The sequence below is a fragment of the Nonomuraea sp. NPDC004354 genome, from assembly GCF_053602555.1.
This window is the reverse complement of sequence record NZ_JBSGDV010000009.1, coordinates 296,626-312,308: the sequence shown is the minus strand read 5'-3', so window position 1 is coordinate 312,308 and position 15,683 is coordinate 296,626. Positions and strand designations below refer to the sequence as shown.

Below are 15,683 nucleotides of genomic sequence, written 5' to 3'. Positions count from 1 at the left end.
TTCTACCCGATGCTCCAGCAGGTCTACGCCGACCGGCTCAAGACCTGGGCCGACTGGCAGGACCTTTCGGCGGAAGCGCACGGCAACCTCGACCAGGAAGCTCGGTGAGAGCATCTGCCGGCCGCTCAGGCGGCGCATCCGGACGCCCGCGATCACCGTCGGTGCGGGTCCGGTTCAGCCTCATGGCACGGACAGCAAGCGCAAGGCGAAGGGCAATGGTCACGGCGCCGGCGGTTGCCGCGACGCACAAGGCGATGAAGGAATCGGGCACCCAGCTCATCAGCTGGCGCAATTCGACAAGCTGAACCATGGCGATCGAGGGCAGCGCGCCCATCAGGCACCATGCAGCGGTCACGGTGGCGCGGCGCAGCCGTGCAGTGGGCACGCCTGGGCGACGCAAGAGGAGAGCTGATCGACCGGCCGCCAAGATCAGAACCGTGGCCAGGGCAGTTGTGCCCCAGACGGTCGTGTAGTAGATGGACGCGGCGGCGTGATCGACGGGCGGCCGGCCGCCCGCCAACAGCCTGGCCGCATCGAAGCCGATCTCCATGACTGCTTCGTCATGGAGGATGCCGTGGAGGTTTTGCTGGAGGACCAGAGCGATGTTGCGCTCTGGCAGCAGGAACAGCATCGCCGAGTAGCCGGGGGTGGCGCCCGTGTGCCAGATGGCGGTATCGAGCGGCGCGTTCAGGCCGCCGACCCGCCAGCCCAGCCCGTAGCCGGTTCCGGTGCCGGTGCCGGTGGGCTGGAGCCGACCCTCTTGACGCATGAGCCGGATGGGATCGGGAGTGAGAACGCTCCCACCGTTGGCGCTCTTCCCTGCACGGAGTTGGACGGTCGCGAAGGCGGCCAGGTCGCCGAGGTCGCCGCCCAGGTAACCGTAGCCCGCGCCGTGGTTGTCGACCCCGTCGGCGGTCGCGGACGGCATGCCCCACAGAAGTTGGTGGCCCGGTGGCAGGTTCCGCCTCTTGGCGGACGCCGCGTCGGCGATCGCGCCGTCCATGCCCGCCGGGTGGAAGACGGCTTGCCTGAGATGGTCGGCGAGGGGGCGTTGGGTGACGGACTCCACCACGGCTGCGAGGATCAGGTAGTTGGCGCTGGTGTAGGCGTATCTGGTGCCGGGAGGACCGAGAGGCTCCACATCATCGAGAGCGCCGAGACGCTCGGCCGGGCGCGGGCAACGGGGGTCGAGGCAGTCGGTCACCTTGAAGGTGGCTGATCCCGGGATGCCGGCGGTGTGGTTGAGCAGGTGGCCGACAGTGACCTGGCGGCGTGAACGGAGTTCCAGCGGCCGATCTCGTAGCATCGATCATCGATACCGAACTCACCGCCATCTTCACCGGTGAATGCCGCCAATACACCAGAGAGACCGCCTGAACCGCCGAGCCTACGCGGCGAACGCCGCGTCGAACCGGTGGCAGCCCCAGTTCACCACGCGCTCGCCCTGACGGCTGGTAGGCGGTTCGCCTTCTCGCTGTGTCACCAATGCATGGCGGGCTAAGCCCGTTTTCCGCACGGCAGGTTGTTCGCAGATCCCTGGTTGCTGTGGTGATCGTCGTCGCGGTGTGACCCGGCCGGTGAAACAGCGCGCGCAGTGGGGCGCCAGGCCATCACCAACTGGCACGGGCCCGCGCCTACCGCGGGCGCAGTAGATTCGCAGTTCGTGCGACATCTGCGGCAGGGAGAAGTGCCTCCGTCAGCAGGATGACCGGCGGCGGGTTCAGCGGACATAGTTCTGGCGTCCAGTCGTAGGAAGAGGAGCACCTCATGTCCGTGTTGTTCGTGCTTGCCGCGCCGATCTGTACGACGCCGACAGAATGCGCGGGCCAGGGTGTCGATACCTTCCTCGGGACCCCTGAGCGAATCTGGGCCAGTGTGGCCGCACTGGTCGCGCTGGGCGCCGTTGTCATCGGCTGGCTGGCGCTGCGCTCCGGCCGTGCCATCGGCGACGGTTGGCGGAAGGGAGCCATCGTGGCGCTGGTCGGGGGCCTGACCGGCGCGGTCAACGGCGCGGTGAAGCTGGCTGTCGCCGACGGTGGTCTCGGCACCGGCAATGGAGTGTTCGGAGGCGCCTTGGCCCTGGTGCTTGGATTGGTCGGCGCGGTCCTCGGCGGGCTGGCTCTGGCTCGCTCCCGCCGCACCGAGCTGAGCGGTTGACCGCAGCGAACAACCACGCGATGACCTGCACCGCAGCGTCATACGCCGTCACATCAGCACACGAACAAGCGCCCTGCTCGGAGGATCGATCCCGCACCAGGCGCTGAAGTCCCCTGTCTCATGGGGTAATGGCGTGTCCGAGGGGGGTCAGGCAGATCACGTTGATCAGCGCGTTGATACGGCGGTCAATCTTCAGATACAGGGTGGTGACTGCCAGCGGGCCCTTGAACAGGCAGGCGGCCACCCGGCGGGTGCGGCCGATGGCGGCCCCGCTACCTGCACCGCGATGGCGGCGCCACCTTCACCCGCCCGCTGCCGCGGTCCTCGGGCCGAGGAACCGCCTCCGGGTGCCTCCGCGCATCAGCTGCGCGGCGCGTACATGATGACCAGGACACCGGCCAGGCAGATCAGCGAGCCGATGACGTCCCAGCGGTCGGGGCGGAAGCCGTCGGCGATCACGCCCCACAGCAGGGAGCCGACGACGAACACGCCGCCGTAAGCGGCCAGGATGCGGCCGAAGTTCGGGTCGGGCTGGAAGGTGGCGACGAACCCGTACAGCCCGAGGGCGATCACGCCGGCGCCGATCCAGATCAGGCCGCGCTGTTCGCGCACGCCCTGCCAGATCAGCCAGGCGCCGCCGATCTCGAACAGCGCAGCCAGGGCGAACAACAGGAGAGAACGGGCGATCGTCATGGCCGTCATTGCACCAGGCCGGGCCATGGCGCGCGGCGGCGGGGCCACCGGCGGAGACGAGCACTGCCTGCGGGGACCGCTGCCTGGGAGGCTCCGGTGTCGGGGGCGGGATGGGCGTGTACAGCCGAATATTGACGGCCATGAATATCAGCAGGGGGTGAACGTCAGGTGGACGCGCCCTCCGCACCAGTCGCCGCGCTCCGGCGTTCCATACACCGGCGGGGCGGCGACCCGGCCGAGGACGTCGCCGTGGTCGGGGGTGAGCCTGATGGTGCTGCCCGCGAACCCCGCCCGCTGGACCCGACTGGCCGATGGCCTCAGCACCGGTACCGGTTTCAGCCTCGAACCGCCATGGCCTCAGCCTTCGAAACTCTCTGACCGTTCTCGAGCCTGTCATACGCAATCCGAATACGGCGCTCAGCCGTTCCGGTTTGGAACGGCCGCGGATGCGCGAACGCACCCGCGGCCGTACCATCACCTGTTATCGCCTGGCGATCTCCCGCTGGTCTGCTCGGTCTATCACGGGCCGCTCCGAAAGAGGCCGCTTCAGGTGCAGGTCATACTTGTAGTAGTACGCCATAAGGTTGGAGCTCATTCGTTCCTGCCATGGAAACAATGGCTCACAGGTGTCACTGACCTTGATTCCTATGGTCACCTTCGTTGCCGACTCGGATACGACCGTGTCCGTGATCTTCTCGCAGAATGTGCCATCTTCCGCGGGGGCCCCGAACGTGAGCGTGGCAGTCAGTGTGCGTCCGTCGGGGGCAACCGCGACGGAGTCGATGCTGTGCCAATCCGCCTGGCCTCCGCATGCGCTCAACAGAAGGGCTGCTGGAACGAGCGCGATGCCTCGCAAGCCGTAGCGGGATTTCGTCACGGGGCTACCTCGGTCTAGTCGAGTTTCCGCTTCTTGATGTCGCCACCGAATGCGGCATATGCATACCATATATCCGTGGAGTAGTTCTTGCAGCTCAAGAGGATATTACTGTTCGCCTGATCGCGTCCGCCGCTGATGATGCCCTTGGCCACCACATCCCCTACGCTCGGATAGCCGGGCTGGATGATGGTGTAGACGGGTCCGCCGGAGTCGCCTTGCTGGCTGCATACCCCGTCCTTGGATCCCTCGAAGACGTTCTCGACCCGCTCGACCGTCGGATCAGTGGGGGAACTCCGGTACTCGGCCGACGTCCTGGCGTTCTGGACGACCCAGCCGCACAGTTCGCCCTTCTTGTAGCCGCCGGTGCAGTAGCGGTCGCCCTTGCGAGGGCTGCGGGTCCATTTACCGACGACCTCTCGTTTGGTCGTGGACGTGGGACCACCGGAGAAAATGGAGGCGGTGTGCACACGTGTTGTCAGCTTCATGCGCGCCAGGTCCCCATACTTGCCGGCGTTCGCCGGGTAGGGGATGGTGCCTACGTTGTTGCGATAGTTGGTCCCTGCCAGGTCGCCGAGCGTACCGGAATTGTCGGTCAGCCTTGCCGCCCCGGCGGGGGCCGTACCGTCCGGGAGGCAATGCCCGGCAGTGATGTAGTAGTTCTGGGACGCCGTGCCCCAGGCGAACCCTGTCGAGCAGCCACCGGCTGACGTCAGGTATCGGCTCCCACCGTTGATGTACAGGTCGAGATCACCGATCGTCTCGCCGACGACCCCGTCTTTCAGGCGGCACTCACGCTCCTTACCTTGCGCGTCCAGGGGGCACTTGTCCTCGGCCGCAGCATGCTGGACCAGGGGGATCGGACGCTCCAGGCCGGACCGCAGCCAGATGGAGACCGCGGTGACTCCGTAGCGTTGCGCCAACGCCAGCCGCAGCTGCGGGCTCACTTCCGTGGCCTGCAGCATGACCTGGTTCCGTTCCGGCCAGAGGCTGGCGGCCAGGATCTTGTCTCCGCCGGGGAGTTCGGCATCGAGATTGAGCACTTCAGCCATGATGGACCCCAGCTTGGCGGCACTATGGGGCACCATTTGGACGTTCGGGCTGAAGGTGAAACCTTCGGTTACGCCTGGGACACCGTCGCCATCCGCATCGGATTCGGCGCTGCCCTCGAACTCGCCGGAGACAGTCCAGTCAGAATCACCGTTGCTGAGGTAGGCCGTTCCCGAAACCGCCTCCGCGGCGATGCTCTGACCTTCCGCAGTCACAGCCGGTATGTGCACCGCTCCTGTCACCATGTCGACGAGAGGCGTCGCCAGCGCTGACGAATGAGCGGCCACGCGGGTGTCAGCCACGTCCAGGGCATGAGCTTGCGCCTCAGCCATCGGCAGGGAATCGCGTTGCCACCGGTCGGGGGCGGTGAAGACCTCGACCCCGTCGCTTCCGGCGGGGTTCACGATCGTCGGACCGCCGAAGCTCTGGTACGTGACCGTGAGCTTGGGCGTCGCCTCCGCTGTGCCGTACTCGGAGGATGCGAACCCACGGTAGTTGTCGTCAGGACTGCTCTCGTCCGGCGTGCGCAGTTCTAGCCCGTAGTTGGGCGAGTGGTTGGCCCAGCTGCGGACGATGTCGGTGATCGGCCACTCCAGCCGACCCTCACCGCATTCAGTCGAGTAGGCCTTCCTCACCGTCACGGCGCCTTCGAGGGTGGACGAGGGAGTGTTGTCCCAGGTGAGATTGTCCTTGTCCCACGCGCTGGTCACCCGTCGAACCTGGATGCCATCCCCCACGATGTCGCCGCAGCCCGGAGCCTCGGTGTTCAACATCGACAGCTTGGCGTCCACCACGTCTTGGCTGGTGATGGCTGTGGCGTTGAATCGGAGGTAGGTCCGGTTGAGGATGCCGAAGATGGATCCGGCGGTGAGGAAGGGACGGGCGGGGTCGGCAAGCTGACCATCGTCGGCCACGTCCACGTCGGCGTCCAAGGACAGCGTGAACGCCGAACTGATGATGACAGGGTACGCGGTCGCGGGATCGTCGAGGAAATCCTGGTCGGGCGTGATGACGAGTTCTTGCTGACCTTGGCCGTCGTTCACTGTGGTCTTGACCCGGCCGGGCTTCCTGGCGGCGATTCCAGCCTTTTTGCCGTCGGAAGGTCTGGTGGTGATGCCGGCCTTGAAGGCGCCCGCGACCTTGTGCCGTGACGAATCGACGAGTTGAATGCGCCCGTCCTTTTCCGATTCGAGTCTCAGGCCACTGGCCTGCACCGGCAAGGCCAGTTTCACGGGGTGCGACATTCTCTCCCGGAGCACGACTTCCTGGCGATAGCCGGTGGCGAGGGCTGTGAGGACGAGGTCCGCGCCGGGGCCGGCAGCATCCCGGTACGTGGCCCTGTTGCCGGTGATTTCAGGAGCGGGGAGAGCGTTCGGCCAGTTCAGGCTGATCGACTGGTTCTTGTTCGGGCTGAACTTGGCCAGGGGCTTCTCGGTGCCCCCTGGAGAAATTTCGAGACCAGCTTTCGCGACCTTCGGTTGGAGAACGCCGTTCCTCTTCACAAGGGTGGGGTCGACCCACGCCCATGAGCCGGTCGCCTGCTTGATCCGAACGGGTTGGGACCATGTCTCGATGGTCATACGTCCATCGGGGTGCTTCGTGGCGCGCATTGTTTCGGTTGCGGCGCCGAGCATCTCCACAGGATGATCGGGGTTTTCATCGACGAGATTGGTGGTTTTCGGAGGCTCTGCGGACGCCACTGGGGGCTGAACCGCAATGAACCCGCCCACGATGAGTGCGGATCCTGTAGCAATTCGTAACCGTCGACTTTGACGTCCCGATAAGAAGCTTTGCACGTAACCGTCCTCTCGACATGATCAAGTAGGCGCGGTCACGTTACTTTGTCTGACGACAGGTCATCAAGAGTTGTGTCAGCGTGAGGTTGATGATAGAGACGCCGGGTTGTTCTCCGCGGACGCGCTACTTTCGTGTCGTGAGCCGCATGGCGGCCCGACTTGCCCGTTACCAGCGGAAACGTGATGACGGGCCTTCCTTGTTCGATCCGGTTGGTTACGGCGTCTACGGCTCTCTACCGCCTATCGTTCCCCACATGTTCCCTCAGGGAATCGGCATCGAGTCGCATCCCGGATGCGTTCCCGTCGCCGCCGTTTCCTGGCCATGGACGCATTTGGTGTAGACCCACAGGGTCTGCACCGGCCTGGCCACTGGCGGCCAGGGAGCGGAACGCCGGCGTCAAGCCACATGGGGACAGCCGCATGCCGGAGGTCGTGTCGAATGACCGAAGTGTTGTCGCCCAGCGGCCGGCTCGTTCGCGGGAGGAGTCATGCGAACGAGCCGGTAGCCCGTGGAGAAGCCGGTGCGGGCCCTACTTCTGGGCGCAGAGCAGGGCGTCGAGGGTGTCGTCGACGCGCTGGGCGGCGGCGTCCGAGGTCGGGAGTGCGGTCACGGTGAGCGTCGCTGTCCGGCCGTCCTCGGTGATGCCGTTGCGGGTCTCGTAACCGGGGATGTCGCCGCCGTGGCCCCACGCGTGACCGCCGCAACTCAGCTTGATCTTCATCACGCCGAGCCCGTACTCCCAACCCGGCGGGAGCGCCTTGGCCTCGATCGTTCGCTTCATCTCCTTCAGCTGGGCCGGCTTGAGGAGCTTGCCGCCCATCAGCGCGTTCAGGAAACGGGTGATGTCGCGTGGGGTGCTGATGAGGTTGCCGGCCGTCCACCCCCAGGAGGGGTCCATCCGGGTGTATTCCACGAGCTCTCCGCTCTTGTCGGCGTGGTAGCCGTTCGGGTGGTCGCCGCGGATGGTCTGCTCGCCGACGCCGGGCCAGTAGGTGTCCCGCAGGCCGAGCGGCTTGATGATCCGGTTGGTGACCTCTTCTCCCATGGGCCGGCCCGTGACCTTCTGCACGATCAGGCCGAGCAGGACGTATCCCGTGTTGTTGTACTGCCAGGTCTTGCCGGGGGCGAACTGCGGCTTCTGCCCAAGGGCTTTGTCGATCAGGTCCCGTGGCTCGAAATAGGTGTGCCGGGCGCCCGTCACCGTCGGGAACCTCGTGTACTCCGGCAGGCCGGAGGTGTGCTGCAGCAGCTGGCGGGGCGTGATCTCGCGGCCGTCGTTGCCGTTGTCACGGACCACGCCGGGCAGGTACTTCTCGACCGGCGCATCCAGATCGATCTTGCCCTCACCGGCCAGTTGCAGGACGACTGTGGCGGTGAATGTCTTGGTGTGGCTGCCGATGCGTACCATCCCGTTGACGGGCACCTTGGCCTTCGTCTCCAGGTCCCCCACCCCGGCGGTGTAGTCACGCACCCGCCCGTCGCGTCCCCGCACCGCGGCGACGACACCGGGGAAGTCGCCGGTGCTGACCAGCTTGTTCAGGCTCGTCTGTACGACGTCGTCGGGACTGGTCCGCGTGGTGGCGCCGGCGGCAGCCGTACCCAGACCGAGGGTGCCGGCGGCTACGGCTCCTACGGTGACCAGGGCCAGCAGACGGGTGGACGCTGGTGACATGGCGGGAAAAAGACTCATCAAGGGACTCCCTGCTGGATGACGAAATGTGACGCTGCCCAGCATGTCGGCGGACATACGTCACGATCGATCCCGCATACCCGAATTGTCGGGTATGGCTAGCCCTACCGTCGTCAAGCTTCGACGCCCCCTCATTCGCGACGGCGTGTAGAGGAAGGCGTTCAGCCAGTAGAACGGCGTCCAGCTGTCGGCGGTGAACAGCCACACGACGCCCAGCACACCCCGCACCAGTGGCTCCGCGTGATGGCGGCGGCGACACCCGGCTGTGTGCTGCTGGAGCGGGTGATCCCCGCGCCGTTCGAGGTGGTGTGGGCGGTGGCCGCCGACCTGGAGGACGAGCTGCCCCGCTACCAGCCCGTCGTCAGGAGGTTCAGGGTCGCTCCAGGCGACGGCGACCGGCTCCAGGCCATGGCGTACGGCTGGCTGCCGATCCGCGAGCGCTTCGACGCCGTCCTGCGGCCTGGCTGGTGCTGGATGCAGAGCAGGTCCGTCACCTTCGGCCTGGCCGCGGTCCCGGTCAGCGGCGGAACCCTGCTGGCCCGCGCGGGCTCCACCCGCAGGCCGGGCCTGAAGCGGGTGCTCATGCCGATCCTGCGCTCGGCTCTGGAGAAGGAGCTCGACAGGTTCGAGGCGCGCGTGGACAGGCGACGCCCGCGCGGGCCGGCCTGCTGACGGGCCGGCCGCCCGCGAGGTGTCTCATCAGGCGCTTTCGGATTTTCGTGTTCCGGCTTGACCTTGCCCCAGGGTCAAGGTTCGACGATACTCCGCATGAACAACAACGCGCTGCACACCGTCGAAGCCCAGATCCACGACCAGGCCGCCGCCTACTGCGAGTCCAACGGCGTCCCCGGGTTCGTCGCCGGCGTCTACCACGCCGGTGAGCAGATCGTCGTCGCCCACGGCACCGCGAACGTCGCCACCGGCGCACCTATGCTCGACGACACCGGATTCCTCTTCGGCTCCGTCACCAAGGTCCTGACCACCACGCTGGTCCTCCAGCAGGTCGATCGTGGACTGCTGGACCTCGACACGCCGGTGGTGAAGTACCTGCCCGACTTCGCCCTGGCCGCGCCGGGCGCGGCGGACAGGATCCTGGTCCGGCACCTGATCGGCCACACCAACGGCATCGACGCGGACCTGTACTTCCCCGACGACAAGGGCCGCGACGCCCTGAAGGCCTACGTCGAGGGCCTCGCGAGCAGGTGCGGCACCCTGTTCGAGCCCGGTGAGCAGCTCAGCTACTCCAACGGCGGCATGATCGTCGCGGGCCGCCTGCTGGAAGTGGTGACCGGCCTGCCCTTCCACGACCTGCTCGCCCGCGAGGTCTACGCCCCGGTCGGCATGAAGGACTCCAGCACCTCCGCCGAGCAGGCCATCCTGCGCGGCACGGCGGTCGGCCACTTCCTGGACCCCGAGACCATGACGGCCAAGCCCACGACCATGTTCACGCTGCCCGACACCTGGGGACCGGCCGGCGGCACGCCGATCGGCACCATCGCCGACCTGCTGGCCTTCGGACGCACCCACCTCGCGGGTGGCGTCTCCCCCTCCGGCGCCCGCGTCCTGTCGGCCGGGTCGACCGCCCTGATGCAGCAGGTCTCGTACGACATGGAGAGCCCGAACACCCCGCCGATGGGCCTGGGCTGGGTGCTGTACCCGTTCGGCGACACGACCGTCCTGGCCATGTCGGGCGCCTCGCCCGGCGGTGTCTCCCTCCTGTGCGTCCTGCCCGAGCGCGACCTGGTCTTCGCCGCCTACGGCAACAGCCCAGGCGCGATCATGCTGCAGGACCAGCTCCTGCAATGGCTGCTGAGCGAGCACCTCGGCGTCCGGATCCCCAAGCTGGTCACCGAACTGCAGGAGGACGTCGACCTGACCCCCTACGTGGGCACCTACCGCTCCAACCAGCTCCGCATCGACGTCAGCATCGTCGACGGCCAGCTCGAGGAGCGCACGACCTACGAGCCGGCGGACGAGTCGCAGGAGCGGATCTTCACCGAGTTCGCCGGCGGCATGACCTCCGGCCCGCCGCAGCGCTACGTGCCGATCCGGCCGGGCCTCTTCGCACCCGCCGGCTACCCGCTGGAGGCGTTCGACGGATACCTGCGGCTGCTGCTCGTCTCCTACCACGACGTCCGCGACGGCCAGGCGCGCTTCCGCAACGGCGGCGGCCGCCTGACCCGCCGGGCCTGACCGCGCCCCGACGGGGTGGAAGGATGTCCGGCATGCTCACGATTGGCCAGCTCGCGGACTACGCCGGAGTGACCATCAAAGCCATCCGCCATTATCACGAGCGCGGTCTGCTCACCGAGCCCGACCGCGACTCGTCCGGCTACCGGCGCTACACCGCCGAGCACGCCATCAAGCTCGTCAAGATCAGGACGCTGGCGCACGCGGGCGTGCCGCTGGCCCGCGTCAAAGACCTTGTCGACGCCGACCCGGACACGCTGACGGCAGCCATCGCCGAGATCGACCACAACCTCCAAGACCGCATCGCGCAGCTGCGGCGAACCCGCGATCAGCTCGCCCAGTTGAGCGGCGGCGACCGGCTCTTCGTCTCCCCCGAAGTCGCCGACTACCTCGACGATCTGCGCGAACTCGGCGTCAGCGAGCGCCAGGTGCACCTGGAACGCGACGGCTGGATCCTCATGCAGACAGCCTCACCCGAGGACGCCTGCGTGTGGATCACCGAAAAGCGCGAGCTCATGAGCGATCCCGAGTTCCGCGCCATCTACCTCGAACATGACGCCGCCTACGACTGGTCGCCGAGCGATCCCCGCCTGCCCGGCCTCGCGGACCGTACGCGGAACTGGTACACCGGGCACCACAGCCCATCCGAGACCCGCCCCGTGCACAACGCGACCATCGCGCGGTTGGCCGCGCAGTCCCAGTCCGGAGCCTCATCCCCGGCGTGGGACCGCCTCGCCCGGCTCATGGAGGGCTCGCCCTCGCCCGGTTCGCCGGGACGAGGCCACGACGACCAGGGCGAAGGTCGGATCGCCGCCTCGTCCCGTGTCCGTTCCTGGTCCTGCGAAGCCGGGTCGAGCGAGGTGTGAGCGCCGCCGATCACACCCGCATGCGCCAGGCGATGTCCCGCAGGGCGGCCGCGAGGCGATCCACGTCGTCCGTCGAGGTGAACAGTGCGGGGGTGACCCGCACGCAGTCGCCGCGTGTCACTCCCCCGCGCTGGACCGTGAAGATGCGATAGGTCTTCATCAGCGTGTCGGTGATGGCCACGTTGTCGGCCTGCGAGGTGCGGCCGGAGATGCGGAAGGCGGTGATCGTGCCGTACATCTCCGGCTCCTCCGGGGTGAGGATCTCCAGGTTGGCGATGTCTTTCACCTGGTTGACCCACCGCTCGCGCAGGTGGCGGAGCCGGGCCTGCTTGACCGCGGCGCCGAGGGACTCGTGAAAGTCCAGTGCGGCGTCGACGGTGAGGATGGGCGCGACGTTCATGGTGCCGGAGTGGACGCGGGAGCGGATGTCGGTCGCGGGGAAGGTCTCGTCGGCGTAGAGGCGGTCCATGTCGGGCAGGCGATGCTTCCTGATGTAGAGGAAGCCTGATCCGAGGGGTGCGCTCATCCACTTGTGCAGGGAGAACACGGCGAAGTCGGCGTCGAGGTCGGCGATGGTGAAGTCGAGCTGTCCCCAGGAGTGGGCGGCGTCGACGATGACGTCCACGCCCGCCTGGCGGGCCATGGTGACGATCTCCCGCACCGGTGTGACGAGCCCGGTGCGGTTGTTCATGTGGCTGAGCAGGAGCAGCTTCAGGCCGGGGTGGTCGCGCAGGGCCCGTTCGTAGGTGTCGAGCACCGCCTGCCGGGTGGCGGGCTCGGGGATGACGATCTTCGCCAGGGACACCCTGCGCCGCTCGCGCAGCCAGTTCATCGCGTACTGCCCGCTGTGGTAGTCCAGGTCGGCGTACATGACGGTGTCGCCGGGGCGCAGGCGGTTGTACCCCGAGACGAGGTTCTGGAGCGCTTCGGTGCCTCCCCTGGTGAGCGCGATCTCCTCCCGGGAGGCGCCGAGCAGGGCGGCGATGCGGTCGCGGACCAGGTCGGCGCGCGGCTTGTACTCGGTGCGCAGCAGGTGGGAGTTGTGCTCGTTGAGGTGGTCGACGTTGCTGTGGTAGGCCCGCCGTACCGGCTCCGGCATGATCCCGTAGTAGCCGTTCTCCAGGTTGACGTAATCCGGGTCCACCCTGAACTGCCGCGCGACGGCGCCCCAGAATCGATCATCACGGGCGAGCGCCTCGGGAGTCACCTCGTCCGGTACGGCAGGCAGCGCGGAAGCCGCTGTCCCGCAGACCGGCAGCGCACCCAATCCGGCGATCACATGTCGTCTGGACAGCGTCATGAAAGCATCTCCGTATACGTCTCAAGAATCAACCGCAGGGCGGCCGAAGCCTCCGAGGACAGCATTCCTTTCATTCGCGGACGGGGCGACACAAAGCGCTCACGTTTTGCGAAACTGTTTGTCTTCGCAGGGCGCGTCCTGCCCGACCCCGGGCATCATCGACAGTGATGACTGCGACACGATCAACCCGCTCAGGCCGACCCGCCGCCACAAGCGCCGGCCGGATAATGGCGCAGGCGTTGGTCGTCCTCGCCATGATCGTCGGAGTCGTCTTCGCCCATGGCGGAGCATGTGCCGCGCTGGTGTTGTCGGAGGCGGCCGCGCATGACGTGCACGGTCACTCGCACGCGAGTGCTCCGACCGCGACGGCGATATCGCAGGTCACGGCATGCGCCCACGACGAACTCCCCGCGCGGCACCATCACGGCATGGAGCAGGACCTCTCGGTTCCGGCCGCCCCCTTGACGTCCTTCTGCCCGGCGGGCGCGCCACCTTCGCCGACGCAGGCGGCCCGCGTTCTCCACGCGCCGAATTCAGGCACGACACAGTTCTCCAGGACGGCCCTGGCCGACCTCTGCGTGATGCGCGCATAGGACGACGATTTCTCGTTTCGTCATTCCTGATCAGGGCAGGGCGGTCGTTTCGCCATGCCCGAACAAAAGCCGATCACCTGAGGGATAAATGCCGTCTCCACTTTCTTTCGCGCCACTCCTCACCATGCCGTCGAGTCCCTATTCCTCGCTTTCCGTCGCGGTCGGCAACACGCCGATCACCTTCGTTTCCGAACCCTTCGTACCGGGCGGTGGCGGCTTCTGGGCGAAGCTGGAGAGCTTCAATCCCGGCGGGATCAAGGACCGGCCCGCGCTGCACATGGTGCGCCAGGCCCGCGCCAGGGGAGATCTCGCTCCAGGGGCCACGATCATCGAGTCGACCAGCGGCACCCTGGGCCTCGGTCTGGCCCTGGCGGGAATCGTCTTCGGCCACCCCGTCGTGCTGGTGGGCGATCCCGGCATGGAGCCGCTCATGCGGCGGCTGTTGACCTCCTACGGCGTGCGCCTGGAACTCGTCACCGAGCCGCATCCCGTGGGCGGCTGGCAGGAGGCCCGCCGCGCGCGGGTGCGCTCCCTGCTACGGGACACACCCGGCGCCTACTGTCCCGACCAGTACAACAACCCGGACAATGTCGAGTCCTACGCCGGGCTGGCGCATGAGCTGCTGGCCCGCCTCCCGCACATCGACGTGCTGGTGTGCTCGGTCGGCACCGGCGGGCACAGCGCCGGCATCTCCAAGGTGCTGCGCCACCACTTCCCCGACCTCAGGCTCGTCGGAGTCGACACCGTGGGCTCCACCATCTTCGGTCAGCCGGCCAGGCCGCGGTTGATGCGCGGGCTCGGCTCCAGCATCCATCCGCGCAACGTCGCCTACGACTCCTTCAGCGAGGTGCACTGGGTCAGCGCCCCCGAGGCGGTGTGGGCCTGCCGTACTCTCGCCGTCCAGCACTACATCTCCGGGGGCTGGAGCACCGGCGCGGTCGCGCTGGTGGCCCGCTGGCTGGCCGGCACCTCCGCAGGCCAGACCATCGTCGCGATCTTTCCCGACGGTCCGTGGCGCTACTGGGACACCATCTTCGACGACAGCTACTGCCACGCCAACGGGCTGCTCGACGTCGTCCCCGCGGACGAGCCCGATGTGATCGGGGCGCCGTCGGAGCGCGAAGTCCACCGCTGGACGCGATGCGCCGGCGTGACCGACCCGCTGCCGTCCTCCAGCGGAGGCGCACGGTGATCGAGACGCTGCGGCAGTTCCGCTCCTTCGAGACGCCGATCAAGCTGGTGCAGGTCAACCAGGCCGGCATCAACCTCGGCTTCTACATGCTCATGCCGTATCTGGCCCAGCATCTGGCGACCGGTGTGGGGCTGGCCGCCTGGACGATCGGGCTGGTCCTGGGCCTGCGGAACCTGAGCCAGCAGGGGCTGTTCCTGATCGGCGGCACGCTGGCCGACCGGCTCGGCTGCAAGCGCGTCATCATGGCCGGCTGCGCGCTGCGCACGCTCGGGTTCGCGCTGTTCGGCCTGTCGACCGCGCTGCCGGTGCTGCTTGTGGCCGCCGCCGTGACGGGCTTGGCGGGCGCGCTGTTCAACCCGGCGGCCCGGGCCTACCTGGCCCGGGAGGCGGGTGACCGCAAGGTGGCGGCGTTCGCCGTGTTCAATGTCTTCTACCAGGGCGGCATCCTGCTCGGCCCGCTCCTCGGCATCGTTCTGCTGAAGGGTGGCTTCACCGTGGTGTGCCTGTCCGCGGCGGCGATCTTCGCGGTGCTGACGGTCCTGCAGGGGATCTACCTCCCGGAACGGCGGGACACGGCCTCGCCGGCCAGGCCCCCGGTCTCTCGTGAGTGGCGACAGGCGTTCGGCGACCGGGCGTTCCTGGCGTTCGCCGCGGCGATGATCGCCTCCTACGGCCTGTCGTTCCAGATCTACCTGGGCCTGCCCCTGGAGGTGCAGCGCACCGGTGGTGGCGATGGCTCGGTGGCGGTGCTGTACGCGCTGTCGGCCCTGCTCGGGATCGCCGGCCAGGTACGGCTGACCGCCTGGTGTTCCCGCCGCTGGACCCGAGGACGGGCGATGAGCACAGGGCTCGTCCTCATGAGCGTGTCGTTCGTCCCGATGGCGGTGGCCGCGCACCTGTCGCTGCCGTGGCCCTGGGCCGTCCTGCCCGCCATCGCCTGCACGCTGGTGCTCACGGCGGGCACGTTGGTCGCCTACCCCTTCGAGATGGCCACGATCGCCGACATGGCGGGTGACCACCTGGTCGGCACCTACTACGGGCTGTACAACCTGCTGTCCGGTGCGGGCATCCTGGCCGGTTACCTGCTGTTCGGGGCCATGGTCGACGTGACGGCGTCCACCGTCTGGGCGAGCCTGCCGTGGACGGCGCTGACCGTGGTCGGCCTCGCCTCGGCGGCCGCCGTCAGGCGCCTGGCGAACCGCGACCGGCTGGCCGCCGGACGTGCGGCGGCGACCGCGACCTGACGTCGGGAGCGTCGCCGCCCCAGCCTCACAGGGAACG

At 67.6% G+C, this 15,683-nt stretch carries 12 protein-coding genes; 6 read left to right on the top strand and 6 right to left on the bottom strand.

Annotation, left to right across the window (positions count from 1 at the left end):
• Window positions 1–37: 37 nt before the first annotated feature.
• The gene (locus ACWENQ_RS25680) at window positions 38–1,306 is read right to left on the bottom strand and encodes a serine hydrolase domain-containing protein (RefSeq protein WP_452416523.1); all 1,269 of its coding nucleotides are present in this window, start codon (window positions 1,304–1,306) and stop codon (window positions 38–40) included.
• A gap of 461 nt (window positions 1,307–1,767) precedes the next feature.
• On the opposite strand from ACWENQ_RS25680, the gene ACWENQ_RS25675 reads away from it, so the two are divergent.
• Window positions 1,768–2,157, top strand: a complete 390-nt coding sequence (locus tag ACWENQ_RS25675; RefSeq protein ID WP_452416522.1) for a DUF6223 family protein — start codon at window positions 1,768–1,770, stop codon at window positions 2,155–2,157.
• 360 nt (window positions 2,158–2,517) lie between these two features.
• On the opposite strand, the gene ACWENQ_RS25670 is transcribed toward ACWENQ_RS25675, so the two are convergent.
• The 4 genes from ACWENQ_RS25670 to ACWENQ_RS25655 all read right to left on the bottom strand — a co-directional run bounded on the left by ACWENQ_RS25670 (window position 2,518) and on the right by ACWENQ_RS25655 (window position 8,261).
• The gene (locus ACWENQ_RS25670; RefSeq protein WP_354907518.1) at window positions 2,518–2,850 is read right to left on the bottom strand and encodes a YnfA family protein; all 333 of its coding nucleotides are present in this window, start codon (window positions 2,848–2,850) and stop codon (window positions 2,518–2,520) included.
• 147 nt (window positions 2,851–2,997) lie between these two features.
• Entirely contained in the window at window positions 2,998–3,174 is a 177-nt protein-coding gene (locus ACWENQ_RS25665) for a hypothetical protein (protein WP_449914811.1), read from the bottom strand.
• Window positions 3,175–3,741: 567 nt separating this feature from the next.
• Complete coding sequence (locus tag ACWENQ_RS25660; RefSeq protein ID WP_452416520.1) at window positions 3,742–6,504, bottom strand: DNRLRE domain-containing protein; 2,763 nt, start codon at window positions 6,502–6,504, stop codon at window positions 3,742–3,744.
• A 596-nt stretch (window positions 6,505–7,100) separates the two neighbouring features.
• The gene (locus ACWENQ_RS25655) at window positions 7,101–8,261 is read right to left on the bottom strand and encodes a serine hydrolase domain-containing protein (RefSeq protein ID WP_452416518.1); all 1,161 of its coding nucleotides are present in this window, start codon (window positions 8,259–8,261) and stop codon (window positions 7,101–7,103) included.
• Window positions 8,262–8,504: 243 nt separating this feature from the next.
• On the opposite strand from ACWENQ_RS25655, the gene ACWENQ_RS25650 reads away from it, so the two are divergent.
• The 3 genes from ACWENQ_RS25650 (at window position 8,505) to ACWENQ_RS25640 (ending at window position 11,317) form a co-directional block, all read left to right on the top strand.
• On the top strand, window positions 8,505–8,933 hold the full coding sequence (locus ACWENQ_RS25650) for a hypothetical protein (protein WP_452416516.1): 429 nt from the start codon (window positions 8,505–8,507) through the stop codon (window positions 8,931–8,933).
• A 96-nt stretch (window positions 8,934–9,029) separates the two neighbouring features.
• A complete protein-coding gene (locus ACWENQ_RS25645; protein ID WP_452416514.1) occupies window positions 9,030–10,454 on the top strand; it encodes a serine hydrolase domain-containing protein in 1,425 nt (474 codons plus the stop codon).
• Between the two features lie 32 nt (window positions 10,455–10,486).
• Window positions 10,487–11,317, top strand: a complete 831-nt coding sequence (locus ACWENQ_RS25640) for a MerR family transcriptional regulator (protein ID WP_452416512.1) — start codon at window positions 10,487–10,489, stop codon at window positions 11,315–11,317.
• 10 nt (window positions 11,318–11,327) lie between these two features.
• Here ACWENQ_RS25640 and ACWENQ_RS25635 read toward each other — a convergent pair whose 3' ends face one another.
• Window positions 11,328–12,617: an aminotransferase class V-fold PLP-dependent enzyme gene (locus tag ACWENQ_RS25635; protein ID WP_452416511.1), complete on the bottom strand. Its 1,290-nt coding sequence runs from the start codon at window positions 12,615–12,617 to the stop codon at window positions 11,328–11,330.
• Between the two features lie 717 nt (window positions 12,618–13,334).
• On the opposite strand from ACWENQ_RS25635, the gene ACWENQ_RS25630 reads away from it, so the two are divergent.
• Together ACWENQ_RS25630 and ACWENQ_RS25625 are read left to right on the top strand one after the other, a co-directional pair.
• Complete coding sequence (locus ACWENQ_RS25630) at window positions 13,335–14,402, top strand: PLP-dependent cysteine synthase family protein (RefSeq protein ID WP_449914827.1); 1,068 nt, start codon at window positions 13,335–13,337, stop codon at window positions 14,400–14,402.
• Window positions 14,399–15,646: an MFS transporter gene (locus tag ACWENQ_RS25625; RefSeq protein ID WP_452416510.1), complete on the top strand. Its 1,248-nt coding sequence runs from the start codon at window positions 14,399–14,401 to the stop codon at window positions 15,644–15,646. Before ACWENQ_RS25630 ends, ACWENQ_RS25625 begins: the two co-directional genes overlap by 4 nt.
• Window positions 15,647–15,683 lie beyond the last annotated feature (37 nt).

What these genes read in the sequence shown, in the direction of transcription:
- ACWENQ_RS25650 (WP_452416516.1), top strand. Translation starts at nt 8,505, where the DNA reads ATGGCGGCGGCGACACCCGGCTGTGTGCTGCTGGAGCGGGTGATCCCC.
- ACWENQ_RS25680 (WP_452416523.1), bottom strand. Translation starts at nt 1,306, where the DNA reads ATGCTACGAGATCGGCCGCTGGAACTCCGTTCACGCCGCCAGGTCACT.
- ACWENQ_RS25645 (WP_452416514.1), top strand. Translation starts at nt 9,030, where the DNA reads ATGAACAACAACGCGCTGCACACCGTCGAAGCCCAGATCCACGACCAG.
- ACWENQ_RS25635 (WP_452416511.1), bottom strand. Translation starts at nt 12,617, where the DNA reads ATGACGCTGTCCAGACGACATGTGATCGCCGGATTGGGTGCGCTGCCG.
- ACWENQ_RS25655 (WP_452416518.1), bottom strand. Translation starts at nt 8,261, where the DNA reads ATGAGTCTTTTTCCCGCCATGTCACCAGCGTCCACCCGTCTGCTGGCC.
- ACWENQ_RS25630 (WP_449914827.1), top strand. Translation starts at nt 13,335, where the DNA reads ATGCCGTCGAGTCCCTATTCCTCGCTTTCCGTCGCGGTCGGCAACACG.
- ACWENQ_RS25675 (WP_452416522.1), top strand. Translation starts at nt 1,768, where the DNA reads ATGTCCGTGTTGTTCGTGCTTGCCGCGCCGATCTGTACGACGCCGACA.
- ACWENQ_RS25640 (WP_452416512.1), top strand. Translation starts at nt 10,487, where the DNA reads ATGCTCACGATTGGCCAGCTCGCGGACTACGCCGGAGTGACCATCAAA.
- ACWENQ_RS25670 (WP_354907518.1), bottom strand. Translation starts at nt 2,850, where the DNA reads ATGACGATCGCCCGTTCTCTCCTGTTGTTCGCCCTGGCTGCGCTGTTC.